The sequence below is a fragment of the Pseudomonas sp. NPDC087185 genome (genome assembly GCF_044744955.1).
Lineage (GTDB): Bacteria > Pseudomonadota > Gammaproteobacteria > Pseudomonadales > Pseudomonadaceae > Aquipseudomonas.
Genome location: NZ_JBIUZK010000008.1, coordinates 108,350 through 131,324, shown reverse-complemented (window position 1 = coordinate 131,324; position 22,975 = coordinate 108,350). Strand labels below are relative to the sequence as shown.

Here is a 22,975-nt window from a genome sequence, read left to right as displayed (position 1 = left end):
GATCAATCTGTTATATGCAGCGCAGCTGAACCTAAAGCCGGAGCAGAACCTGTGGGAGCGGGCTTGCCCGCGAAGGGCCGCAAAGCGGCCCCAGTTATCAGTCATTTACCACGAATCAATGTGCGCAACGCAAAGCGGTTCGGATGGCACGCCTGCGCCACCGCCCGAGGTAACGGCAGGGGCTCGCCACTGGCCCACGCTGCAATCAATTCGCCCGAGAGCGGCGCCGTGATCAAGCCCCGCGACCCATGGCCACTGTTCACGTACAACCCCTCCAGCCAAGGGCAGGGCACTTCAGGCACCTGTCGCGCATCCTTGCTCAATGCGGCATAGGCTTGGGCAAACGCAGCAGGGTCGGCGATGGGCCCGACAATCGGCAGGTAGTCCGGGCTGGTGCAACGAAATGCCGCGCGTCCCTGCAACTGCTCAGGGTGCAGAGTCGCACGGCCAAGGCGCTGCGCCAGGTCAGTGGAGATTTCATCCAGCAGCGTAAGGTTGCCCTGGTGCTCGGCCACGGTCGGCGCCAGGTCATCGCTGTGGAAGTCGAAACTGGCGCCCAGGGTATGCTCGTCGCCCCGTGGCGGCGCCACATAGCCCTCGGCGCACACCACGGTACCCAGCACCCGGCTGCCCTCGGTCACTGGCAGGCGAGTGATCTGCCCACGGATGCGCTTGAGTGGCAGTTGCGCACAGGCTTCAAAACGTTTCACATCGGCGGCCCCGGCCAGTACCACCAGCGGTGCACTGGCCAGCAGTTGCTCGCCATCCCACGCTTGCCACTGGCCATCGACTTTGCGCAGTTCGACGACTTCGCGGTGAGCCAGCAGCCGAATGTTCGGGTGGTTCAGTTGTGCCTGGCACAACGCCGGGGGGTGTACCCAGCCGCCTTCCGGATAGAACAGGCCACCCGCAGGCAGCGCGACGCCGGCAATGGCTTCGGCTTCCTCACGCGGCAAGGTGCGCAGCAGGCTGCTTTCAAAGGCCTCGGCGAGTTTGCCCTGGCGTTCGGCCTCTTTGCTGTCGAAGGCCAGTTGCAGAACGCCGCAGTCGTCCCAGTCCAGCCCGCGCGGCAACTGCTGAAGTTGCCGTCGGGTGTAGCCGAAGCCGGACAGGATCATCTGCGAAAGGGCGGTGCCATGGGCGGACAGCTTGAGGTACAGCACCCCTTGCGGGTTGCCGGAGGCCTCTCGCGCAGGGGCATCGTGGCGCTCCAGTACCGTCACTTGCCAGCCGCGTCTGGCCAGGCTGGCGGCACTGGCACTGCCCGCCAACCCGGCACCGATCACCAGTGCCTGGCGCGGCCCCTCGTCACTGCGCGCACGCCCATACCAGGGCGCGTGCGGCGGCGGGGCTGACGGCCCGGTGTAGACGCCGCTCATCACCTCCCACTTCTTGCCGATGCCCGGCACCTTCTTCATGGCGAAGCCGGCCTCGATCAGGCTGCGTCGCACCCAGCCAGTGGTGGTGAAGGTACCCAGCACGGTGTTCGGGTGCGACAGCCGTGCCAGTTGCGCGAATAGCTCCGGGGTCCACATGTCGGGGTTCTTGGCCGGGGCGAAGCCATCGAGGAACCACACGTCGATGCGGGCATCGAGCTGCGGCAACTGTTCCAACGCATCGCCAATCAACAGGGTCAGGGTGACCCGGCCGTTAGCGAACGTGAACTGCTGGAACCCCGGGTGCACGGCCACGTACTGCTCAAGCAGTGGCTCGGTGTAGGCGCTCAGCGCTGGCCACAGGCCCACCGCCCTGGCCATGTCGTCGCGCCCGAGCGGGTATTTTTCGACGCTGACAAAATGCAGGCGGGCGTCGGCGTGTGCGTGTGCGTCGAACAGCTGCCAGGCGCAGAAAAAGTTCATGCCGGTGCCAAAACCGGTTTCGCCGATCACCAGGCAAGCGTGCGGGGCCAGGTCAGCGAAGCGTTCGGCCAGACGGGTCTGGCCGAGGAAGACGTGTTTGGTTTCTTCGATACCTTCGTTGACGGCGAAGTACACATCGTCGTAATGCCGCGAATGGGGGCGGCCCTGGTCGTCCCAGTCGATCTGGGCATGCTGGAGGAGGGTGGACATGGTTGGCTCGTTTGCAGCGGATGAGGGATTTTATGCCATCCGCAGGTTTTGCGCAGGGCTACAGGCCGGTTACAAATCCGCTAGTCTTGCTTATCCATTGAAGGAGCCAGTGCATGTTCGAATCCGCCGAAATCGGCCACAGCATCGACAAGGAAATCTTCGAGGCAGAAGAGCCCGCCCTGCGCGAGGCCCTGCTCGAAGCCCAGTACGAACTCAAGCAGCAGTCGCGCTTCCCGGTGATCGTGTTGATCAATGGCATCGAGGGCGCCGGCAAGGGTGAAACGGTCAAACTGCTCAACGAGTGGATGGACCCTCGCATGATCGACGTGCTCACCTTCGACCAGCAGACCGACGAAGAGCTGGCCCGACCTCCGGCCTGGCGCTACTGGCGGGCGCTGCCGCCGAAAGGGCGGATGGGCGTGTTTTTCGGCAATTGGTACAGCCAGATGCTTCAGGGCCGGGTGCACGGGCTGTTCAAGGATGCCGTGCTCGACCAGGCCATTGCCGGTGCCGAGCGCCTGGAGCAGATGCTCTGCGACGAAGGCGCGCTGGTCATCAAGTTCTGGTTTCACCTGTCCAAGAAGCAGATGAAGGCGCGGCTCAAGGCGCTCAAGGACGACCCGCTGCACAGCTGGCGCATCAGCCCGCTGGACTGGCAGCAGTCGGAAACCTACGACCGCTTCGTGCGCTTTGGTGAGCGCGTGTTGCGCCGCACCAGCCGCGACTATGCGCCCTGGCACATCGTTGAAGGCGCCGACCCGTACTACCGCAGCCTGGCCGTGGGCCGCATCCTGCTGGAAAGCCTGCAGGCCGCGCTGGCCGTCAACCCCAAGGGCAAGCACCACGGCAACATCGCGCCGCTGGGCCGCAGCATCGACCAGCGCAGCCTGCTTGGCGCGCTGGACATGACCGTGCGCCTGGACAAGCACGACTACCAGGAGCAGTTGGTGACCGAGCAGGCCCGCCTGGCTGGCCTGCTGCGCCACAAGCATATGCGCCGGCACGCCCTGGTGGCGGCCTTCGAGGGTAATGATGCAGCCGGCAAGGGCGGCGCCATCCGCCGCGTCGCCGCCGCGCTCGACCCGCGCCAGTACCGCATCGTGCCGATCGCCGCGCCCACCGAAGAAGAGCGCGCACAGCCGTATCTGTGGCGTTTCTGGCGGCATATCCCGGCGCGTGGCAAGTTCACCATCTTCGACCGCTCCTGGTACGGGCGGGTGCTGGTGGAGCGCATCGAAGGTTTTTGCACCCCGGCCGACTGGATGCGCGCGTATGGCGAAATCAACGATTTCGAGGAGCAACTGGTCAACGCCGGCGTGGTGGTGGTGAAGTTCTGGCTGGCGATCGACCAGCAGACCCAGCTGGAGCGTTTCGAGGAGCGCGAGCAGATCCCGTTCAAGCGCTACAAGATCACCGAAGACGACTGGCGCAACCGCGAGAAGTGGGACCTGTATGTGGATGCGGTCGGCGACATGGTCGACCGTACCAGCACCGAGATCGCGCCCTGGACCTTGGTCGAGGCCAACGACAAGCGCTGGGCGCGGGTGAAAGTGTTGCGCACCATCAACGAGGCGTTGGAAGCGGCGTTTGCCAAGGACAAGAAGTGAGGCATGCCCAGCGTGAATGACCTGATGAATTCTTTTCTGTGGTTTTTTCCCCGGTGGCAGGCAGCAAGCCCTTAGAATCCAGGTACCCCCACCACGGGATCGATCGAGGACTTCATGCACATCACTTCCGGACGCTGGGGCTATGGCCTGTTCCTGGCGCTGCTGACCGCGCTGCTCTGGGGCATTTTGCCAATCAAGCTCAAGCAAGTGTTGCAGGTGGTCGACCCGGTGACGGTCACCTGGTACCGCCTACTGGTGTCGGGCAGCCTGCTGTTCGCCTGGCTGGCGGCCAAGCGGCGCTTGCCTTCGTTCGCCAATCTCGGCCCCAGGGGCAAAGGCCTGGTAGTCGTAGCCGTGTGCGGGCTGATGGGCAACTACGTGCTCTACCTGATCGGCCTCAAGCTGCTCAGCCCTGGTACGGCGCAACTGGTGGTGCAGATTGGCCCAGTGCTGCTGCTGGTGGCCAGCGTGTTCGTATTCAAGGAACGCTTCAGCCTGGGCCAAGGGCTGGGGTTGGTGGTTCTGCTGGGTGGTTTCGGCCTGTTCTTCAATCAGCGTCTGGACGAGTTGCTGACCTCGTTGGGTGCCTACACTACCGGGGTGCTGACCATTCTGCTGGCCACCAGCATCTGGGTGTTCTATGCCCTGAGCCAGAAGCAGCTGCTGACGGTCTGGCATTCGCAGCAGGTGATGATGGTCATCTACCTCAGCTGCGCGGCGTTGCTGACGCCCTGGGTGCATCCGCTGGAAGCGCTGCAGTTGACGCCGCTGCAAGGCTGGCTACTGCTGGCCTGCTGCCTGAACACGCTGGTGGCCTACGGGGCGTTTGCCGAGGCGCTGGCGCATTGGGAGGCGTCGCGGGTGAGTGCGACGCTTGCGCTGACGCCGCTGGTCACCTTTGTAGCGGTGGCGATTGCGGCCTGGGTGTGGCCGGACTATGTACAGGCCGAGGACATCAATGCCCTGGGGTATGTGGGGGCGGTGACGGTGGTGCTGGGGTCGTCGCTGGTGGCCTTGGGGCCGTCGCTGGTGGCCGGCTGGCGGGCGAGGAGGGCGCGCTTGGCTCAGATGGGTTGATTGGCTGTTCCGGCCTTATCGCCGGCAAGCCGGCGATAAGGCCTCAAGCACCAGCCGATCAATCAGCCCTTGCCGCCGGGTGCCAGCATGTTCTCCGGCCTCACCCACTGATCGAACTGCTCATTGGTCAGGTAGTTCAGCTCCAGCGCTGCCTCACGCAGGGTCTTGCCCTCGCTGTAGGCCTTCTTGGCAATCTCCGCCGCCTTGTCATAGCCGATATGCGGGTTCAGCGCCGTCACCAGCATCAACCCACGCTCCAGGTGCGCCGCCATCTGCTCGGCATCCGGCTCGATCCCGGCCACGCAATGCTGCTGGAAGTTGCGACAGCCATCGGCCAGCAGTTCGATCGACTGCAGCAGGTTGTGGATGATCACGGGCTTGAACACGTTCAGTTGCAAGTGGCCCTGGCTTGCGGCAAAGCCGATCGCGGCGTCATTGCCGAGCACCTGGCAGGCCAGCATCGACAGCGCCTCGCACTGGGTCGGGTTGACCTTGCCCGGCATGATCGAGCTGCCCGGCTCGTTGGCCGGCAGGCGCACCTCGGCCAGCCCGGCGCGTGGCCCGGAGCCCAGCAAGCGCAGGTCGTTGGCAATTTTCATCAAGGCCACCGCCAACGTCTTGAGGGCGCCGGCCAGGCTGGTCAGCGGCTCATGGCCAGCGAGGGCGGCGAACTTGTTCGGCGCTGTGACAAACGGCAAGCCGGACAGCGCAGCCAGCTCGGCAGCAATGGCCTCGGCAAAACCATGCGGAGCATTCAGACCGGTGCCCACGGCGGTGCCACCCTGGGCCAGCTCGCACACCGCCGGCAAGGTGGCGCGGATGGCGCGCTGGGCGTAGTCGAGCTGGGCGACGAAGGCTGAAACCTCCTGGCCGAAGGTGATCGGCGTGGCGTCCATCATGTGCGTGCGGCCGGTCTTGACCAGCTTGTGGTGGCGCGCCGACAGTTCGGCCAGGCCCGAGGACAGCTCGGCGATGGCCGGCAGCAGTTGCTCCTGCACGGCCTGCGCGGCGGCAATGTGCATGGCGGTGGGGAAGCAGTCGTTGGAACTTTGCGAGCGGTTGACGTGGTCGTTGGGGTGCACCGGCGCCTTGCCGCCGCGGCCCTGGCCGGCCAGTTCGTTGGCCCGCCCGGCAATCACCTCGTTCACGTTCATGTTGCTTTGAGTGCCGCTGCCGGTCTGCCAGACGACGAGCGGAAACTGGTCGTTATGCTCGCCATCGAGCACTTCGTCGGCGGCCTGTTCGATCAGTCGGGCAATGTCGGCCGGGAGGTCACCGTTGCGGTCGTTGACGCGCGCAGCGGCCTTCTTGATCAGCGCCAGGGCGTGCAGCACCGCGAGCGGCATGCGTTCCTTGCCAATGGCAAAGTTGATCAGCGAGCGTTGGGTCTGCGCGCCCCAGTAGGCGTTTTCAGGAACTTCGACCGCGCCCAGGCTGTCTGTCTCGATACGGCTCATGCTGCATTCACTCCTGTGTCAGTCAGAATCAGCAGTTTAGGCCCTCATGCGAACGAGCGGTTCAATCGCTCGTCGTGCCACTTGAGCGCTGCGCCTTTGCAGGAGCAGAATGCTCTACCCTGAGGTACCGCCTCCCCTCCTTGAAGGAAATGCAATGACCCGTCTCCGTGTCCTCTGTGCTGCCGTAGCCCTGGCCTGTGCCAGCGGCCAGGTACTCGCTGCCACCGCCAGCCACAACGCTGCCGCCGAGAAATTCCTGACCCTGGCCCACGCTGACAAGCTGGGCACCCCGGTGTACATGCAGGTCCAGCAGATGTTCGCCGAGCGCTTTGCCCAGACCAAGGCTCCGGCCGCCAAGCAGAAGGTGCTGGAAAGCTACCAGGCCAAGGCCAACGCCGCACTGGACAGCGCCATCGGCTGGAACAAGCTGAAGCCTAAGATGGTCGACTTGTACACCCAGACCTTCACCGAGCAGGAGCTCAAGGACCTGGTCAAGTTCTACGAGTCGCCCCTGGGCAAGAAAGTCCTGACCCAGATGCCCAAGGTCACCCAACAGTCGGCTCAGCTGACCCAGCAGAGCCTGGAGCCGGCAGTGCCGGTGGTGAACAAGCTGCTTGAAGACATGACCAAAGAGCTTGACCCGAATGCCGGCAAGGCTGCCGCCCCGGCGAAGAAGTGAGTAACACCCGATGACCATGCAGCAACGCATCGAGCAGCAGCTGGCCACGCTGGCACCGCAGCACCTTGAAGTGCTCAACGAAAGCCACATGCACAGCCGTGGCCAGGAAACCCACTACAAGGCGGTGATCGTCAGCGAGCAGTTTGCCGGGCTCAACAGCGTCAAGCGCCACCAGAAGGTCTACGCCACCATGGGTGAGCTGATGGGCGAAATCCACGCCCTGGCGATCCACACCTATACGGCCGAAGAATGGGCCAAGGTGGGCGTGGCGCCAGCCTCGCCGGTGTGCGCAGGTGGCGGCAAGCACTGAATCCTTTCGGTCATTCTGGTAAACTGCACCACGCGCCGCTTGTCGGCGCGTTTTTATTTGTCATTCCGGTCCGCCCCTTACGAGGGTGACCACCTGGAGAACCGAATTCATGTCCCAAGCTATCGTCGTGGCGGCGCTGTACAAGTTCGTCACCCTGGAAGACTACGTCGAGCTGCGTGAGCCGCTGCTCAAGGCCATGGCCGACAACGGCGTCAAAGGCACCTTGCTGCTGGCCAAAGAAGGCATCAACGGTACCGTCTCGGCCACCCGCGAAGGCATCGACGGCCTGCTTGCCTGGCTGCGCAACGACCCGCGCCTGGTCGACGTCGACCATAAAGAGTCCTACTGCGACGAGCAGCCGTTCTACCGCACCAAGGTCAAGCTGAAGAAAGAGATCGTCACCCTTGGCGTGGAGGGCGTGGACCCCAACCAGGCCGTCGGCACCTATGTCGACCCCAAGGACTGGAACGCCCTGATCAGCGACCCGGAAGTGCTTCTGATCGACACCCGCAACGACTACGAAGTGGCCATCGGCACCTTCAAGGGCGCCATCGACCCGAAGACCGAAACCTTCCGCGAGTTCCCCGAGTACATCAAGGCCAACTTCGACCCGAGCAAGCACAAGAAGGTCGCCATGTTCTGCACCGGTGGCATTCGTTGTGAAAAAGCCTCCAGCTACATGCTCGGTGAAGGCTATGAGGCGGTCTATCATCTTAAGGGCGGCATCCTGAAATACTTCGAGGAAGTGCCTCAGGAAGAAAGCCTGTGGGACGGCGACTGCTTCGTCTTCGACAACCGCGTGACGGTGCGCCATGACCTGAGCGAAGGCGAGTACGACCAGTGCCACGCCTGCCGCCACCCGATCAACGCGCAGGAGCGTGCGTCCGAGCACTATTCGCCAGGTGTAAGCTGCCCGCACTGCTGGGACAGCCTGAGCGAGAAGACCCGGCGCAGCGCCATCGACCGGCAGAAGCAGATCGAGCTGGCCAAGGCCCGCAACCTGCCGCACCCGATCGGTTACAACTACAAAGCCGAGGCCTGATGCATGACTGCACGCCTGCTCTATGTGATGGACCCGATGTGCTCCTGGTGCTGGGGGTTCGCACCCGTGGCCGAGGCCCTGATCGCCCAGGCGCGTGAAGCGGGCGTGGCCACCCAGCTGGTGCCGGGTGGCCTGCGCAGCGGTGGTAGCGCGCTGGATGCCTCGACCCGCAAGTACATCCTCGAGCATTGGCAGGCGGTGGCCGAGGCCACCGGCCAGCCGTTCCGTTTCGAAGGCGCCATGCCCGATGGCTTTGTCTACGACACCGAGCCGGCCTGCCGCGCCCTGGTTGCCGCCCGCGAGCTGTGCGCCGAAGGCGTCTGGCCGCTGCTGAAGCTGATCCAACGTTCGTTCTACGAGCAGGGCGTGGACGTCACCACCGCACCGCAGTTGGTCGACCTGGCCGAGCAGGCCGGGTTCGATCGCGCCGCCTTTGCCGACGCCCTTACCCGAGCCGATACCCGTGCTGCCACGGCTGCCGATTTCAGCTGGGTGCAGGACCTCGGTATCGCCGGCTTCCCGACCCTGCTGGCCGAGCGCAACGGGCAGCTGGCCCTGCTGACCAACGGCTACCAGCCGCTGGAGAGCCTGCAACCCTTGCTTGGCCGCTGGCTACAGCAGGCCGCCTGTGCTTGATTTGCCGGGGTCGCCCGACCCGGTGCCAGGGAAGCCCGCTGCTGTGCCCGATCGCCTGAGCTGGGCGGAAATCCGCCGCCTGGCGCTGCACCACAAGAAAAACCTCTGGACCGCCAACCTGATTGCCGTGCTCGCTGCCTGTTGCAGCGTGCCGATCCCGTTGCTGCTGCCGTTGCTGGTCGACGAAGTGCTGCTCGGCCATGGCGATGGCGCGCTCAAGTTCATGAACCACCTGCTGCCCAGCGGCTGGCAGGTGGCGGCCGGTTATATCGGCCTGATGCTGGTGGCCACGCTGTGCCTGCGCCTGTTCGCACTGGCATTCAACGTGGTCCAGGCCAAGCTGTTCGCCGGCCTTGCCAAGGACATCGTGTACCGCCTGCGCATTCGCCTGATCGAGCGGCTCAAGCGTATCTCGCTGAAAGAATACGAAAGCCTCGGCAGCGGTACCGTGACTACTCACCTGGTCACCGACCTGGACACCCTCGACAAGTTCGTCGGTGAGACCTTGAGCCGCTTCCTGGTGGCCATGCTGACCCTGACCGGCACCGCGGCGATCCTGATCTGGATGCACTGGCAGCTGGCCTTGCTGATCCTGCTGTTCAACCCGCTGGTGATCTACTTCACCGTGCAGTTGGGCAAACGCGTCAAGCACCTCAAAAAGCTCGAAAACGACAGCACCGCGCGCTTTACCCAGGCGCTGGCGGAAACCCTCGATGCCATCCAGGAAGTCCGCGCCGGCAACCGTCAGGGTTACTTCCTCGGCCGCCTGGGCGTGCGTGCCCGTGAAGTGCGCGACTACGCCGTGGATTCGCAGTGGAAGAGCGACGCCAGCGGCCGTGCCAGTGGCCTGTTGTTCCAGTTTGGTATCGACATCTTCCGCGCCGCAGCGATGCTGACGGTGCTGTTCTCCGACCTGTCGATCGGGCAGATGTTGGCGGTGTTCAGCTACCTGTGGTTCATGATCGGCCCGGTCGAGCAACTGCTCAACCTGCAATATGCCTATTACGCCGCCGGTGGCGCGCTGAGCCGGCTCAACGAGTTGCTGGCGCGTGATGACGAGCCGCAGTACCCGGCGGCCAGCGACCCGTTCGCCGGCCGCGATACGGTGGGTATCGATGTGCGCGACCTGCGCTTCGCCTATGCCGACGAGCCGGTGCTCGAGCACCTCGACCTGTCCATCGCCCCCGGCGAAAAGGTCGCCATCGTCGGTGCCAGTGGCGGCGGCAAGAGCACGCTGGTGCAGTTGCTGCTGGGCCTGTACAGCGCCCAGGCCGGGACCATCCGCTTTGGCGGTGCCAGCCTGCAGGAAATCGGCCTGGAGACCTTGCGGGAAAATGTAGCGGTGGTGCTGCAGCACCCTTCGTTGTTCAACGACACGGTGCGCGCCAACCTGACCATGGGCCGCGATTGCACGGACGAGGCCTGCTGGCAGGCGCTGCGCATCGCCCAGCTGGACGCCACCATCGCCGCCTTGCCACAAGGGCTGGACAGCGTGGTCGGCCGCTCCGGCGTGCGCCTGTCCGGCGGCCAGCGCCAGCGCCTGGCCATTGCCCGCATGGTCCTGGCCGAGCCCAAGGTGGTGATCCTCGACGAGGCCACCTCGGCGCTGGACGCCGCCACCGAGTACAACCTGCACCAGGCCCTGGCACGCTTCCTAAGCGGCCGCACCACGCTGATCATCGCTCACCGGCTGTCCGCAGTGAAGCAGGCCGACCGGGTGCTGGTTTTTGATGGTGGGCATGTGGCCGAGGATGGCGACCATCAGCAGCTGATTGCCGACGGTGGGCTGTATGCCAAGTTGTATGGGCATTTGCAGCAGACCTGACAGTGTTGTGTTGGCTATGAAGGCCTATTCGCGGGTATGCCCGCGAAGCATTCGACTACGATCTCCCGTCACAAAATTCCCTCCATACAGATGGCAAATGGCCTACGCTGTGCTTGTCTGGGTTGATTCAAGCCTTATCTGCTCTGTGACAGGGACTTCATGAAGGGAAATCGCACGCTAGAGGCGCCAAGGTTGCTGGGTATCATCTGGCCCTTCATCGCCGTTGTAGTCTTCCAGGTCCTGTTGGGCAGCCTCAGCCTTTATGCGCTGTCGGCCGTGCGTGCCTATGTCGCGGGTGAAAGCTTGTGGTCGAAAGCCCAGAAAGATGCCATCTATTACCTCAACCTGTACGCCGACAGTGGTGACGAGAGCGCTTATCAGCGTTATCGCCAGGTCATCAGTGTGCCTCAGGGCGACCACCAGCTGCGTGAGGTGCTCGAGCAGCCCGACCCAGACCTGGAAGCGGCGCGCCAGGCCGTCCTGCAGGGCGGCAACCACCCTGACGATGTTGACCGCATCATCTGGTTCTACCGCAACTTCCGCCAAATCAGCTACATGCAGACCGCCATCGCCTACTGGAACATCGGTGACGATTACCTCGGCCAGCTGGATGTGCTGGCCCGCGACATGCGCGACGGCTTTGCCAGTCAGCAGGCGAGCCCCCGGCAGGTCAGCGAGTGGCGGGCGCGCATTGTCGCCATCAACGAAGGCGTGACCCCGGCCGCCAAGGCCTTCAGTGATGCCTTGGGCGAGGGCTCGCGGATGCTGCTGCGGGTGCTGTTGATCACCAACCTGCTGACCGCGCTGTTCCTCATCACCATCGCCTGGCGCCGTTCGAGCAAGCTGCTGGCCCAGCGCCAAGCCTTTGCCAGCGCCCTGCAGGAAGAAAAGGAGCGGGCGCAGATCACCCTGCAGGCCATCGGCGACGCGGTAATCACCACCGATGTCGAAGGCTGCATCGTGTTCATGAACCCGGCGGCCGAGCAACTTACCCACTGGCAGGCAGGGCAGGCGCAGGGCCTGCCGTTGACGGCATTGTTCAGCCTGGTCGACGAGCAGGCCGAGAACGACAGCGGCAGCTTGCTCGAGCAGGTGCTCAGCGGCAGCCTCAAGGGGGGTGCCGAACACGCCCGGCTGATCCAGCGGCTGGACGGCAGCACGGTGTCGATCAACCTGGTCGGCTCCCCGATCATCAACGACGGCCAGATGGCCGGCATCGTGCTGGTGTTGCACGACATGACCCAGGAGCGGCAGTACATCGCCAACCTGTCCTGGCAGGCCACTCATGACGCCCTGACCGGCCTGGCCAACCGCCGCGAGTTCGAGTACCGCCTGGAGCAGGCGCTCAATGGCCTGGTGCGTCAGGCCGGGCGCCACTCGCTGATGTTCCTCGACCTCGACCAGTTCAAGCTGGTCAACGATACCTGTGGGCATGCCGCCGGCGACGAGCTGCTGCGGCATATTTGCGCGGTGTTGCAGTCGGGGCTGCGCGAGGGTGATACCCTGGCCAGGCTGGGCGGTGACGAATTCGGTGTGTTGCTGGAGAACTGCCCGCCCGATCAGGCCGAGCGTATCGCCGAGAGCCTGCGCCAGGCGGTGCAAAGCCTGCACTTCGTGTGGAAGGGCAGGCCGTTCGTGACCACCGTCAGTATTGGCCTGGTGAACATGGCGCAGGCCCCGTCCACGCTGGAGGCCTCCCTGCGTGCTGCTGACATGGCGTGCTACATGGCCAAGGAAAAGGGCCGCAACCGGGTTCAGGTGTACCACGCCGACGACAGCGAACTGTCCATGCGCTTCGGCGAAATGGCCTGGATCCAGCGCCTTCATGTGGCATTGGAAGAAAACCGCTTCTGCCTGTATGCCCAGGAAATTGCCCCGCTCACTGCCATCGAAGGGCCGGGCCATATCGAGATTCTGCTGCGCCTGCATGATGAAAGTGGCCGCACCATACTGCCCGACAGCTTCATCCCGGCGGCAGAGCGCTATGGCCTGATGACCGCCCTCGACCGTTGGGTGGTGCGCAACGTGTTTCAGGTCATTCGCCAGTGCCTGGAGGAGGGGCGCGAGGGGCCGCTGTCGATGTGTGCGATCAACCTGTCGGGGACGAGCATCGGCGATGACAAGTTTCTTGAGTACCTGCAGCGACTGTTCGTCGAATATTCCATTCCGCCGCGGCTGATTTGCTTCGAGATCACCGAAACCAGCGCTATCTCGAACCTGGGAAGCGCCATTCGATTCATGAATGAATTGAAAGGGCTGGGCTGCAAGTTCTCCCTCGATGACTTCTGTGCCGGAATGTCGTCATTCGCTTATTTGAAACATTTACCCGTCGACTTCTTGAAGATCGACGGAAGTTTTGTCAAAGATATGCTGGATGACCCGGTCAACCGTGCCATGGTCGAGGTGATCAACCACATCGGCCACGTCATGGGCAAGCGGACCATTGCCGAGTTCGTCGAAACACCGTTGATCGAGCAGGCCTTGCAGGAAATAGGCGTGGATTACGCCCAGGGCTACCTGATCGAACGTCCGCAGGTGTTCACCTGTGACAGTCTGCAGCGGCAACGGATAGCTGCACGGCCCCTGCTGCATCGGGCGCCTGGTACTTTTCGCTGAAGAAACGTCCGCAAAATCACAAGGATCAAGGAGCTGAAAGTGATTGACGCATTCGTTCGCATCGGGCCATTGATGGACCCCGCCAGTTACCCCGCCTGGGCTCAGCAACTGATCGAAGATTGCCGCGAGAGCAAGCGCCGGGTGGTCGAGCATGAGTTCTACCAGCGCCTGCGTGACGGCCAGCTGCGCCAATCGACCATTCGCCAGTACCTGATCGGCGGCTGGCCAGTGGTCGAGCAGTTCTCGCTGTACATGGCGCACAACCTGACCAAGACCCGCTTTGCTCGCCACCCCGGCGAAGACATGGCGCGGCGCTGGCTGATGCGCAATATCCGCGTCGAGCTCAACCATGCCGACTACTGGGTGCACTGGTGCCATGCCCATGGCATTCACCTGCACGAGCTGCAGTCCCAGGAGGTGCCAGCGGAGCTCAATGGGCTTAACGACTGGTGCTGGCGGGTGTGCACCACCGAGTCACTGGCGATCGCCATGGCGGCCACCAACTATGCCATCGAAGGCGCGACCGGTGAATGGTCGGCGGTGGTCTGCGCCGAGGACACCTATGCCATGGGCTTCCCGGAGGATCAGCGCAAGCGCGCCATGAAATGGTTGAAGATGCATGCGCAGTACGACGATGCCCACCCATGGGAGGCGCTGGAGATCATTTGCACGCTGGCGGGCGAGAACCCGACCCTGGGGCTGCGCAACGAACTGCGCAAGGCGGTGTGCAAGAGCTATGACTGCATGTACCTGTTCCTGGAACGGTGCATGCAGCTGGAAGGGCGCCAGCAGGGGCGCATGCGCCCGGCGTTGGCTGCGGGCTGAGCAGTACCGGCCGCTTCGCGGGACACGCCCGCGAAGCGGCCGGTACTGTCAACCCAGGTTTATTGGGCGTTGAAGGCCTGCCCATTCACCCCGGTGCTATCCGGCCCCATCAGGTACAGGTACACCGGCATGATCTCTTCGGGCAGCGGGTTGTTCTGCGGATTCTCGCTCGGATACGCCTGAGCCCGCATCGCCGTCCGGGTAGCACCCGGGTTGATGCTGTTGGAGCGCACCGGTGCCACTCCTTCCAGCTCATCGGCGAGGGTCTGCATCAGCCCCTCGGTGGCGAACTTCGATACCCCGTAAGCCCCCCAGTAAGCCCGGCCCTTGCGCCCGACGCTGCTGGAGGTGAACACCACCGAGGCGTCTTCCGACAGCTTGAGCAGCGGCAGCAGCGTGCTGGTGAGCATGAAGGTGGCATCGACGTTGATGTGCATCACACGCATGAAGTTGTCGCCTGACAATTGCTCCAGTGGCGTGCGCGGGCCGATGATCGAGGCATTGTTGAGCAGCCCGTCGAGGCGGCCGAAGTCGTTCTCGATCATCACTGCCAGTTCGTCGTACTGGTGGGGCAGGGCGGTTTCCAGGTTGAACGGGATCACCACAGGCTGTGGGTGGCCGGCGGCCTCGATCTGGTCGTAGATTTCGTTCAGGTTGGCCTCGGTCTTGCCCAGCAGCAGCACGGTGGCGCCCAGGGCGGCATAGGCCCTGGCGGCGGCGGCGCCGATGCCGCGGCCGGCACCGGTGACCAGGATGATGCGGCCCTTGAGCAGGTCGGGGCGGGCGGTGTAGTCGAACATGTCAGGTGTCCTTGAATGACCGGGGGCGGATCAGCAGCCGCACAGGGCGCTGTCGATCACTTTGCGCAGTTCCAGCGGGTGGTCCACCACCACATCGGCGCCCCAGTTGTTCGGGTTGTCCTCTGGATGAATATAGCCGTAGCGCACGGCCGCCGTGCGGGTGCCGGCATCGCGGCCAGACTCGATGTCGCGCAGGTCGTCGCCGACGAACAGCACGCTGGCCGGGTCCAGGTTCAACGTGTTGCAGGCCAGGATCAGCGGCTCGGGGTCGGGCTTGCTGTTTTTCACGTGGTCCGGGCAAATCAGCAGGGCCGAGCGCTCGGCCAGGCCCAGGCGCTGCATGATCGGCTCGGCAAAACGCACGGGCTTGTTGGTGACCACGCCCCACAGCAGGTTGCCTTTCTCGATGTCGGCCAGCAGTTCGGCCATGCCGTCGAACAGCTTGCTGTGCACGGCGCAGTCACGCTGGTAGCGCTCGAGGAACTCCAGGCGCAGGGCCTCGAAGCCCTCGGCATCCGGGTCCATGGCGAAGGTCGCGGCAACCATCGCCCGGGCGCCGCCGGAAATCACGTCGCGGATCAGCTTGTCGTCAACAGCGGGCAGGCCGCGCTCGGCGAGCATGCCCTGGCAGATGGCGATGAAGTCCGGCGCCGTGTCGAGCAGGGTGCCGTCCATGTCGAAGAGTACTGCTCGCAAACGCATGCTCATTCCTCGCGCAGGGTCTGGATCATGTAGTTGACGTCCACGTCGCTGCTCAGCTTGTAGTGCTTGGTCAGCGGGTTGTAGGTCAGGCCGATGATGTCCTTGACCTCAAGGCCGGCGACGCGGCTCCAGGCGCCCAGTTCGGAGGGGCGGATGAATTTCTTGAAGTCATGGGTGCCGCGCGGCAGCATCTTGAGGATGTATTCGGCGCCGACGATGGCCAGCAGGTAGGCCTTGGGGTTGCGGTTGATGGTCGAGAAGAACACCTGGCCGCCGGGCTTGACCATGCGGTAGCAGGCGCGGATGACCGAGGACGGGTCGGGTACGTGCTCGAGCATTTCCAGGCAGGTGACCACGTCGAACTGCTCGGGCATTTCTTCGGCCAGGGCCTCGGCGGTGATCTGCCGGTATTCGACCTGTACACCGGACTCCAGCTGGTGCAGCTGGGCCACGGCCAGTGGCGCTTCGCCCATGTCAATGCCGGTGACGGTGGCGCCACGCAGGGCCATCGCTTCGCTGAGGATGCCGCCACCGCAGCCCACGTCCAGCACCTTCTTGCCGGCCAGGCTGACGCGCTCGTCGATCCAGTTGACGCGCAGCGGATTGATGTCGTGCAGCGGCTTGAACTCGCTTTCGCGGTCCCACCAACGGTGCGCCAAGGCTTCAAACTTGGCGATTTCGGCGTGGTCGACGTTGCTCATTGAACAGTCCTCTGAAACTTCTACGAATTGCGCGGGAGTATACCCGAGCGCCCACGGCTGATGGTCGCTATAATCGTCCGCTTTTGATGTCCGAACGACGGGGAGAGGCGATGCGCGAGCAACTTTTGGCGGCGGAGAAGGTGACCGGCATCCGCTGGCACGACGGCGCCTTGCACCTGCTCGACCAGCGCCTGCTGCCATCGCAAGAATGCTGGCTGGCCTGCGACAATGTCGCGCAGGTGGTGGCGGCGATTCGCGACATGGCCGTGCGCGGCGCGGCGGCGATCGGCATTGCTGCCGCCTATGGCCTGGTGCTGGCGCTGGAAGAGCGCCTGGCCGAGGGTGGCGATTGGGAGATGGACCTGGAGGAGGATTTCCTCAGCCTGGCCGAGGCGCGTCCCACCGCTGCCAACCTGTTCTGGGCACTTAACCGCATGCGTGAGCGCCTGCAGCGTGTGCGCTCCGACGAAAACGTGCTGGCAGCGCTGGAAGCCGAAGCGGTGGCCATTCACGAAAGCGACCGCGAGGCCAACCTGACCATGGCCCAGTACGGTATCGAGCTGATCCGTCGTCACCAGGGCAACGCGCAGACGTTGCTGACGTATGGCAACGCCGGGGCCTTGGCCAGTGGCGGTTTCGGGACCGCGCTGGGGGTGATCCGCGCGGGCTTCATCGAAGGCATGGTGGAGCGCGTGTATGCCGGCGAAACCCGCCCTTGGCTGCAGGGCTCGCGCCTGACAGCCTGGGAACTGGCCAACGAAGGCATCCCGGTGACCCTGTGCGCCGACTCGGCGCTGGCCCATCTGATGAAGAGCAAGGGCATTACCTGGGTGGTGGTGGGCGCCGACTGCATTGCCGCCAATGGTGATGTGGCCGGCAAGATCGGCACCTACCAGCTGGCGGTGAGCGCCATGCACCACGGCGTGCGCTTCATGGTGGTGGCGCCGAGCACCAGCATCGACCTGAACCTTGCTACGGGCGAGGACATTCCACTGGAAGAACGCGACGCGGACGAGTTGCTGGATTACGCCGGTACCCGCGTGGCGCCGGATGTCGAGGTGTTCAACCCGGTATTCGATGTGACCCCGGCCGACTTGATCGATGTGATCGTGACCGAAAAAGGCATCGTCGAACGCCCGGACACCGCCAAGCTGGCGCAATTGATGTGTCGCAAGCGGTTGCATTGAGTCGGATGAGGGGGCGCAGCCGGGCATTAATTCTGTCCCGGCGGCAGCCTGCCATATCTCCCCACCGCCACTGCCTTTGTGATAACATCCGGCAGTTTCCAAGACCGCCCATCACGGCGGCCAATTTTGCGCAGATCCATGGCACAACTCATTGATTTGTCGTAAGTCGTCGCACCCCTATGCGCTGCGGCGGCGAGCTTCGTTCGGCCCTTGATGGAGCTGCGAAGTTTCACCAGAAAAAGGAATCAGGCTTCTCATGGGCGAACTGGCCAAAGAAATCCTCCCGGTCAATATCGAAGACGAACTGAGACAGTCTTACCTCGACTACGCGATGAGCGTGATTGTCGGGCGAGCGCTGCCCGATGCGCGTGACGGCTTGAAGCCCGTGCATCGTCGCGTTCTCTATGCGATGAGCGAACTGGGCAACGACTGGAACAAACCGTACAAGAAGTCCGCCCGTGTGGTCGGTGACGTGATCGGTAAGTACCACCCGCACGGCGATACTGCGGTCTACGACACCATCGTGCGTATGGCCCAGCCATTCTCGCTGCGCTACCTGCTGGTCGACGGCCAGGGCAACTTCGGTTCGGTGGACGGCGACAACGCTGCAGCCATGCGATACACCGAAGTGCGCATGTCCAAGCTGGCTCACGAGCTGCTGGCCGACCTGCACAAGGAGACCGTCGACTGGGTGCCCAACTACGACGGCACCGAGCAGATCCCGGCGGTCATGCCGACCCGTATCCCCAACCTGCTGGTCAACGGTTCCAGCGGTATTGCCGTGGGCATGGCGACCAATATTCCGCCGCACAACCTCGGTGAAGTCATCGACGGTTGCCTGGCACTGATCGACAACCCGGAAGTCACCATCGATGAGCTGATGCAGTTCATCCCCGGCCCCGACTTCCCGACTGCCGGCATCATCAATGGTCGCCAGGGCATCATCGAGGCGTACCGCACCGGCCGTGGCCGCATCTACATGCGTGCGCGCTCCGAGATCGAAGACATCGACAAGGTCGGTGGTCGCCAGCAGATCGTCGTCACCGAGCTGCCGTACCAGCTGAACAAGGCCCGCTTGATCGAGAAGATCGCCGAGCTGGTCAAAGAGAAGAAGATCGAAGGCATCACCGAACTGCGCGACGAGTCCGACAAGGACGGCATGCGCATCGTCATCGAGCTGCGTCGCGGCGAGGTGCCGGAGGTGGTGCTCAACAACCTCTATCAGCAAACCCAGCTGCAGAGCGTGTTTGGCATCAACGTGGTGGCCCTGATCGACGGCCGCCCGCGCCTGCTCAACCTCAAGGACCTGCTCGAAGCGTTCGTCCGTCACCGCCGTGAAGTGGTCACGCGTCGTACCGTGTTCGAGCTGCGCAAGGCCCGTGAGCGTGGCCACATCCTTGAAGGCCAGGCGGTTGCGCTGTCCAACATCGACCCGGTCATCGCCCTGATCAAGGCCTCGCCGACGCCTTCGGAAGCCAAGGAGGCGCTGGTTTCCACTGCCTGGGAATCCAGCGCCGTGCAGGTCATGGTCGAGCGCGCCGGCGCCGATTCCTGCCGCCCGGAAGACCTGCCAGAGCAGTTCGGCCTGCGCGACGGCAAGTATTACCTGTCGCCCGAACAGGCCCAGGCGATCCTCGACCTGCGCCTGCACCGCCTGACCGGCCTGGAGCACGAGAAGCTGCTGGCCGAGTACCAGGAGATCCTCGAGCAGATCGGCGAACTGATCCGCATCCTCAGCAGCGCCGAGCGCCTGATGGAAGTGATCCGCGAAGAGCTCGAAGCGATTCGTGCCGAATACGGCGATGCCCGCCGTACCGAGATCCTCAACGCCAGCCACGACCTCAACTACGGCGACATGATCCCGGAAGAAGAGCGCGTGGTGACCATCTCCCACGGTGGCTATGCCAAGACCCAGCCGTTGTCCGCCTACCAGGCCCAGCGCCGTGGCGGTAAAGGCAAGTCGGCGACCGGGGTGAAGGACGAGGACTACATCGAGCACCTGCTGGTCGCCAACAGTCACGCCACCCTGCTGCTGTTCTCCAGCAAGGGTAAGGTGTACTGGAAGAAGACCTACGAGATTCCCGAGGCCTCCCGCGCCGCGCGTGGTCGCCCGCTGGTCAACCTGCTGCCGCTGGAAGAAGGTGAGCGCATCACCGCCATGCTGCAGATCGACCTCGAAGCGCTGCAGCAGAGCGCCGATCCGGATGAAGAGCTGGAAGACAGCGACGAGAACGTGATCGAAGGCGAAGTGGTCGAAGTCGAAGAGGTCGACGAAGAAGACGGTGACACGCTCGAGTGGGTGGCTGAGCCGACTGGCGCGTACATCTTCATGGCCACCGCTTCCGGTACCGTCAAGAAGACCCCGCTGGTGCAGTTCGCCCGTCCGCGCTCCAACGGCCTGATCGCCCTGAAGCTGAAAGAAGGTGACACCCTGATTGCCGCGGCCATCACCGACGGTGCCAAGGAAGTCATGATGTTCTCCGACGCCGGCAAGGTGATCCGCTTCGCCGAAAGCGTGGTGCGCGAAATGGGCCGTACCGCCCGTGGTGTGCGCGGCATGAAGCTGGGCAAGGGGCAGCAGATCATCTCGATGCTGATTCCGGAATCCGGCGCGCAGATCCTCACCGCCTCCGAGCGTGGCTTCGGCAAGCGTACCCCGCTGTCCAAGTTCCCGCGTCGCGGCCGTGGTGGCCAGGGCGTGATCGCCATGGGCACCAAGGGGCGCAACGGCCTGCTGATCGGCGCTATCCAGGTGCAGGAAGGCGAAGAGATCATGCTGATCTCCGACCAGGGCACCCTGGTGCGTACGCGGGTCGGTGAAGTGTCCAGCCTGAGCCGTAACACCCAGGGTGTGACGCTGATCAAGCTGGCGGCAGATGAAACGCTGGTTGGCCTGGAGCGTATCCAGGAGCCCTCCGAGGAAGAGCTCGATGAACTGATCGAGACGGATGAGGAGGGCGTCGAAGCCGACGCGCCAGAAGCGGCGGACGACGACAATGCGGGCGCCGAAGAGGCACCGCAAGAGTAAGCAAGCGCAACAACCCGAACGGGGCGACCAAGGTCGCCCCGTTTGACTGATTACGGATGGCAAAGCCCTTGAGGCTATGCAAATCCCTGTGGGGGCGGGTTTACCCGCGAATGGGCAAGTGCGGTGCTTGCAAGGGCTTCGCCCTTGTTCGCGGCTGAAGCCGCTTCCACAGGGGTCTCGGCAACATCGAAGATTGACGATTTTGTTCTATTTGGCAGAGCGAGAGTGGATGTGAGCAAACGAGCCTTTAACTTCTGCGCAGGCCCTGCCGCGCTTCCTGAAGCTGTCCTGCAGCGTGCCCAGGCCGAAATGCTGGACTGGCGTGGCAAGGGCTTGTCGGTGATGGAAATGAGCCATCGCAGCGACGACTACGTGGCCATCGCCGAAAAGGCCGAGCAGGACCTGCGTGACCTGCTGTCCGTCCCCTCCAACTACAAAGTCCTGTTCCTGCAGGGCGGTGCCAGCCAGCAGTTCGCCGAGATTCCGCTGAACCTGCTGCCGGAAAACGGCACTGCCGACTACGTCGAAACCGGTATCTGGTCGAAAAAGGCCATCGAGGAAGCGCGTCGCTTCGGCAACGTCAACGTCGCCGCCAGCGCCAAGCCCTACGATTACCTGGCCATCCCCGGCCAGAACGAGTGGCAGCTGAGCAAGAACGCAGCCTATGTTCACTACGCCTCCAACGAGACCATCGGTGGCCTGCAGTTCGACTGGGTGCCGCAGACCGGTGACGTCCCGCTGGTGGTCGACATGTCGTCCGACATTCTCTCGCGCCCGATCGACGTCTCGCAGTACGGCCTGATCTACGCCGGCGCGCAGAAGAACATCGGCCCAAGCGGCCTGGTGGTTGTGATCGTTCGCGAAGACCTGCTGGGCCGCGCCCGCAGCAGCTGCCCGACCATGCTCGACTACAAGGTCTCGGCCGACAACGGCTCCATGTACAACACCCCGGCGACCTATTCCTGGTACCTCTCCGGCCTGGTCTTCGAGTGGCTCAAGGAGCAAGGTGGCGTCGAGGCCATGGAACAGCGCAACCGCGCCAAGAAAGACCGCCTGTATGGTTTCATCGATGCCAGCGAGTTCTACACCAACCCGATCAGCATCAATGCCCGTTCGTGGATGAACGTGCCGTTCCGCCTGGCTGACGAGCGCCTCGACAAGGCCTTCCTTGCCGGCGCCGATGCCCGCGGCCTGCTCAACCTTAAGGGCCACCGCTCGGTGGGCGGCATGCGCGCCTCGATCTACAACGCCCTGGGCCAGGACGCCGTTGATGCGTTGGTCACCTACATGGCTGAATTCGAGAAGGAGCACGGCTGATGTCCGAACACGAGCTCAAGGCGCTGCGCGTTCGCATCGACAGCCTCGACGAGAAGATCCTCGAGCTGATCAGCGACCGTGCCCGCTGCGCCCAGGAAGTCGCCCGGGTCAAGACCGCCTCGCTGGCCGAAGGTGAAAAGCCGGTGTTCTACCGCCCCGAGCGTGAGGCCGCGGTGCTCAAGCGCGTCATGGAGCGCAACAAGGGGCCGTTGGGCAACGAAGAGATGGCGCGGCTGTTCCGCGAGATCATGTCGTCCTGCCTGGCCCTGGAAGAGCCGCTGAAAGTCGCCTACCTCGGCCCTGAGGGTACCTTCACCCAGGCCGCGGCGATGAAACACTTCGGCCACGCGGTGATCAGCCGCCCGATGGCCGCCATCGACGAAGTGTTCCGCGAAGTCGCGGCCGGCGCCGTCAATTTCGGCGTGGTACCGGTGGAAAACTCCACCGAAGGCGCGGTCAGCCACACCCTGGACAGCTTCCTTGAGCACGACATGGTGATCTGCGGCGAAGTCGAGCTGCGCATCCACCACCACCTGCTGGTGGGCGATAGCACCAAGACCGACAGCATCACCCGCATCTATTCCCACGCACAGTCGTTGGCCCAGTGCCGCAAGTGGCTGGACGCGCACTACCCGAATGTCGAGCGCGTGGCGGTGTCGAGCAATGCCGAAGCGGCCAAACGGGTCAAGGGCGAGTGGAATTCGGCGGCGATCGCCGGCGACATGGCGGCCAACCTGTATGGTTTGACTCGCCTGGCCGAGAAGATCGAAGACCGTCCGGACAACTCCACGCGCTTCCTGATGATCGGCAGCCAGGAAGTGCCGCCGACCGGCGATGACAAGACCTCGATCATCGTTTCGATGAGCAACAAGCCAGGTGCCTTGCACGAGCTGCTGGTACCGTTCCATGAGAACGGCATCGACCTGACTCGCATCGAGACTCGTCCGTCGCGCAGCGGCAAGTGGACCTACGTGTTCTTCATCGACTTCGTCGGCCACCACCGCGACCCGTTGATCAAGGCGGTGCTGGAACAAATCAGCCAGGAGGCTGTGGGGTTGAAGGTGCTGGGGTCGTATCCGAAGGCGGTGCTTTGATTG

At 63.7% G+C, this 22,975-nt stretch carries 18 protein-coding genes; 13 read left to right on the top strand and 5 right to left on the bottom strand.

Annotation, left to right across the window (positions count from 1 at the left end):
- Positions 1–101 precede the first annotated feature (101 nt).
- Positions 102–2,069: a bifunctional tRNA (5-methylaminomethyl-2-thiouridine)(34)-methyltransferase MnmD/FAD-dependent 5-carboxymethylaminomethyl-2-thiouridine(34) oxidoreductase MnmC gene (mnmC, locus tag ACIPIJ_RS24430; RefSeq protein ID WP_401081636.1), complete on the bottom strand. Its 1,968-nt coding sequence runs from the start codon at positions 2,067–2,069 to the stop codon at positions 102–104.
- Between the two features lie 113 nt (positions 2,070–2,182).
- On the opposite strand from mnmC, the gene pap reads away from it, so the two are divergent.
- Entirely contained in the window at positions 2,183–3,676 is a 1,494-nt protein-coding gene (gene pap, locus ACIPIJ_RS24425; RefSeq protein ID WP_401081633.1) for a polyphosphate:AMP phosphotransferase, read from the top strand.
- A gap of 114 nt (positions 3,677–3,790) precedes the next feature.
- On the top strand, positions 3,791–4,753 hold the full coding sequence (locus tag ACIPIJ_RS24420) for a DMT family transporter (RefSeq protein ID WP_401081630.1): 963 nt from the start codon (positions 3,791–3,793) through the stop codon (positions 4,751–4,753).
- 62 nt (positions 4,754–4,815) lie between these two features.
- On the opposite strand, the gene ACIPIJ_RS24415 is transcribed toward ACIPIJ_RS24420, so the two are convergent.
- A complete protein-coding gene (locus ACIPIJ_RS24415) occupies positions 4,816–6,210 on the bottom strand; it encodes a class II fumarate hydratase (protein ID WP_401081628.1) in 1,395 nt (464 codons plus the stop codon).
- A 154-nt stretch (positions 6,211–6,364) separates the two neighbouring features.
- Between ACIPIJ_RS24415 and ACIPIJ_RS24410 the strand changes: the two genes are divergently transcribed.
- From ACIPIJ_RS24410 to ACIPIJ_RS24380, 7 genes are all read left to right on the top strand, one after another.
- Positions 6,365–6,889: a DUF2059 domain-containing protein gene (locus ACIPIJ_RS24410; RefSeq protein ID WP_401081625.1), complete on the top strand. Its 525-nt coding sequence runs from the start codon at positions 6,365–6,367 to the stop codon at positions 6,887–6,889.
- Between the two features lie 10 nt (positions 6,890–6,899).
- On the top strand, positions 6,900–7,199 hold the full coding sequence (locus ACIPIJ_RS24405) for a BolA family protein (protein ID WP_401081622.1): 300 nt from the start codon (positions 6,900–6,902) through the stop codon (positions 7,197–7,199).
- Positions 7,200–7,308: 109 nt separating this feature from the next.
- Complete coding sequence (locus ACIPIJ_RS24400) at positions 7,309–8,241, top strand: rhodanese-related sulfurtransferase (RefSeq protein WP_401081619.1); 933 nt, start codon at positions 7,309–7,311, stop codon at positions 8,239–8,241.
- A 3-nt stretch (positions 8,242–8,244) separates the two neighbouring features.
- Complete coding sequence (locus tag ACIPIJ_RS24395; protein WP_401081616.1) at positions 8,245–8,877, top strand: DsbA family protein; 633 nt, start codon at positions 8,245–8,247, stop codon at positions 8,875–8,877.
- The gene (locus tag ACIPIJ_RS24390; protein ID WP_401081613.1) at positions 8,870–10,702 is read left to right on the top strand and encodes an ABC transporter ATP-binding protein; all 1,833 of its coding nucleotides are present in this window, start codon (positions 8,870–8,872) and stop codon (positions 10,700–10,702) included. Before ACIPIJ_RS24395 ends, ACIPIJ_RS24390 begins: the two co-directional genes overlap by 8 nt.
- Positions 10,703–10,861: 159 nt before the next feature.
- Positions 10,862–13,318 (top strand): EAL domain-containing protein, encoded by a 2,457-nt coding sequence (locus ACIPIJ_RS24385; protein ID WP_401081610.1) that lies wholly within the window; start codon positions 10,862–10,864, stop codon positions 13,316–13,318.
- A gap of 39 nt (positions 13,319–13,357) precedes the next feature.
- Positions 13,358–14,143, top strand: a complete 786-nt coding sequence (locus ACIPIJ_RS24380) for a TenA family transcriptional regulator (protein WP_401081607.1) — start codon at positions 13,358–13,360, stop codon at positions 14,141–14,143.
- 59 nt (positions 14,144–14,202) lie between these two features.
- On the opposite strand, the gene ACIPIJ_RS24375 is transcribed toward ACIPIJ_RS24380, so the two are convergent.
- The 3 genes from ACIPIJ_RS24375 to ubiG are packed head-to-tail and all read right to left on the bottom strand — an operon-like array spanning position 14,203 to position 16,346.
- Entirely contained in the window at positions 14,203–14,943 is a 741-nt protein-coding gene (locus ACIPIJ_RS24375) for a YciK family oxidoreductase (RefSeq protein ID WP_401081604.1), read from the bottom strand.
- Positions 14,944–14,973: 30 nt separating this feature from the next.
- Entirely contained in the window at positions 14,974–15,645 is a 672-nt protein-coding gene (gene mupP / locus ACIPIJ_RS24370; RefSeq protein ID WP_401081601.1) for an N-acetylmuramic acid 6-phosphate phosphatase MupP, read from the bottom strand.
- Between the two features lie 2 nt (positions 15,646–15,647).
- Positions 15,648–16,346: a bifunctional 2-polyprenyl-6-hydroxyphenol methylase/3-demethylubiquinol 3-O-methyltransferase UbiG gene (gene ubiG / locus ACIPIJ_RS24365; protein ID WP_346615684.1), complete on the bottom strand. Its 699-nt coding sequence runs from the start codon at positions 16,344–16,346 to the stop codon at positions 15,648–15,650.
- Between the two features lie 110 nt (positions 16,347–16,456).
- On the opposite strand from ubiG, the gene mtnA reads away from it, so the two are divergent.
- From mtnA to pheA, 4 genes are all read left to right on the top strand, one after another.
- A complete protein-coding gene (gene mtnA, locus ACIPIJ_RS24360) occupies positions 16,457–17,533 on the top strand; it encodes an S-methyl-5-thioribose-1-phosphate isomerase (protein WP_401081597.1) in 1,077 nt (358 codons plus the stop codon).
- 256 nt (positions 17,534–17,789) lie between these two features.
- Entirely contained in the window at positions 17,790–20,561 is a 2,772-nt protein-coding gene (gene gyrA, locus ACIPIJ_RS24355) for a DNA gyrase subunit A (protein WP_401081594.1), read from the top strand.
- Between the two features lie 231 nt (positions 20,562–20,792).
- Positions 20,793–21,878 carry a 3-phosphoserine/phosphohydroxythreonine transaminase gene (serC, locus tag ACIPIJ_RS24350; RefSeq protein ID WP_401081591.1) on the top strand — a complete coding sequence of 362 codons (1,086 nt, stop codon included), beginning with the start codon at positions 20,793–20,795 and terminating at the stop codon, positions 21,876–21,878.
- Entirely contained in the window at positions 21,878–22,972 is a 1,095-nt protein-coding gene (pheA, locus tag ACIPIJ_RS24345; RefSeq protein ID WP_401081588.1) for a prephenate dehydratase, read from the top strand. Before serC ends, pheA begins: the two co-directional genes overlap by 1 nt.
- Positions 22,973–22,975: the final 3 nt, after the last annotated feature.

Bases quoted from the DNA above. Each gene is read 5' to 3' on its own strand.
- mnmC (WP_401081636.1), bottom strand. From the start codon at position 2,069: ATGTCCACCCTCCTCCAGCATGCCCAGATCGACTGGGACGACCAGGGC.
- pap (WP_401081633.1), top strand. From the start codon at position 2,183: ATGTTCGAATCCGCCGAAATCGGCCACAGCATCGACAAGGAAATCTTC.
- ACIPIJ_RS24420 (WP_401081630.1), top strand. From the start codon at position 3,791: ATGCACATCACTTCCGGACGCTGGGGCTATGGCCTGTTCCTGGCGCTG.
- ACIPIJ_RS24415 (WP_401081628.1), bottom strand. From the start codon at position 6,210: ATGAGCCGTATCGAGACAGACAGCCTGGGCGCGGTCGAAGTTCCTGAA.
- ACIPIJ_RS24410 (WP_401081625.1), top strand. From the start codon at position 6,365: ATGACCCGTCTCCGTGTCCTCTGTGCTGCCGTAGCCCTGGCCTGTGCC.
- ACIPIJ_RS24405 (WP_401081622.1), top strand. From the start codon at position 6,900: ATGACCATGCAGCAACGCATCGAGCAGCAGCTGGCCACGCTGGCACCG.
- ACIPIJ_RS24400 (WP_401081619.1), top strand. From the start codon at position 7,309: ATGTCCCAAGCTATCGTCGTGGCGGCGCTGTACAAGTTCGTCACCCTG.
- ACIPIJ_RS24395 (WP_401081616.1), top strand. From the start codon at position 8,245: ATGACTGCACGCCTGCTCTATGTGATGGACCCGATGTGCTCCTGGTGC.
- ACIPIJ_RS24385 (WP_401081610.1), top strand. From the start codon at position 10,862: ATGAAGGGAAATCGCACGCTAGAGGCGCCAAGGTTGCTGGGTATCATC.
- ACIPIJ_RS24375 (WP_401081604.1), bottom strand. From the start codon at position 14,943: ATGTTCGACTACACCGCCCGCCCCGACCTGCTCAAGGGCCGCATCATC.
- mupP (WP_401081601.1), bottom strand. From the start codon at position 15,645: ATGCGTTTGCGAGCAGTACTCTTCGACATGGACGGCACCCTGCTCGAC.
- ubiG (WP_346615684.1), bottom strand. From the start codon at position 16,346: ATGAGCAACGTCGACCACGCCGAAATCGCCAAGTTTGAAGCCTTGGCG.
- mtnA (WP_401081597.1), top strand. From the start codon at position 16,457: ATGCGCGAGCAACTTTTGGCGGCGGAGAAGGTGACCGGCATCCGCTGG.
- gyrA (WP_401081594.1), top strand. From the start codon at position 17,790: ATGGGCGAACTGGCCAAAGAAATCCTCCCGGTCAATATCGAAGACGAA.
- pheA (WP_401081588.1), top strand. From the start codon at position 21,878: ATGTCCGAACACGAGCTCAAGGCGCTGCGCGTTCGCATCGACAGCCTC.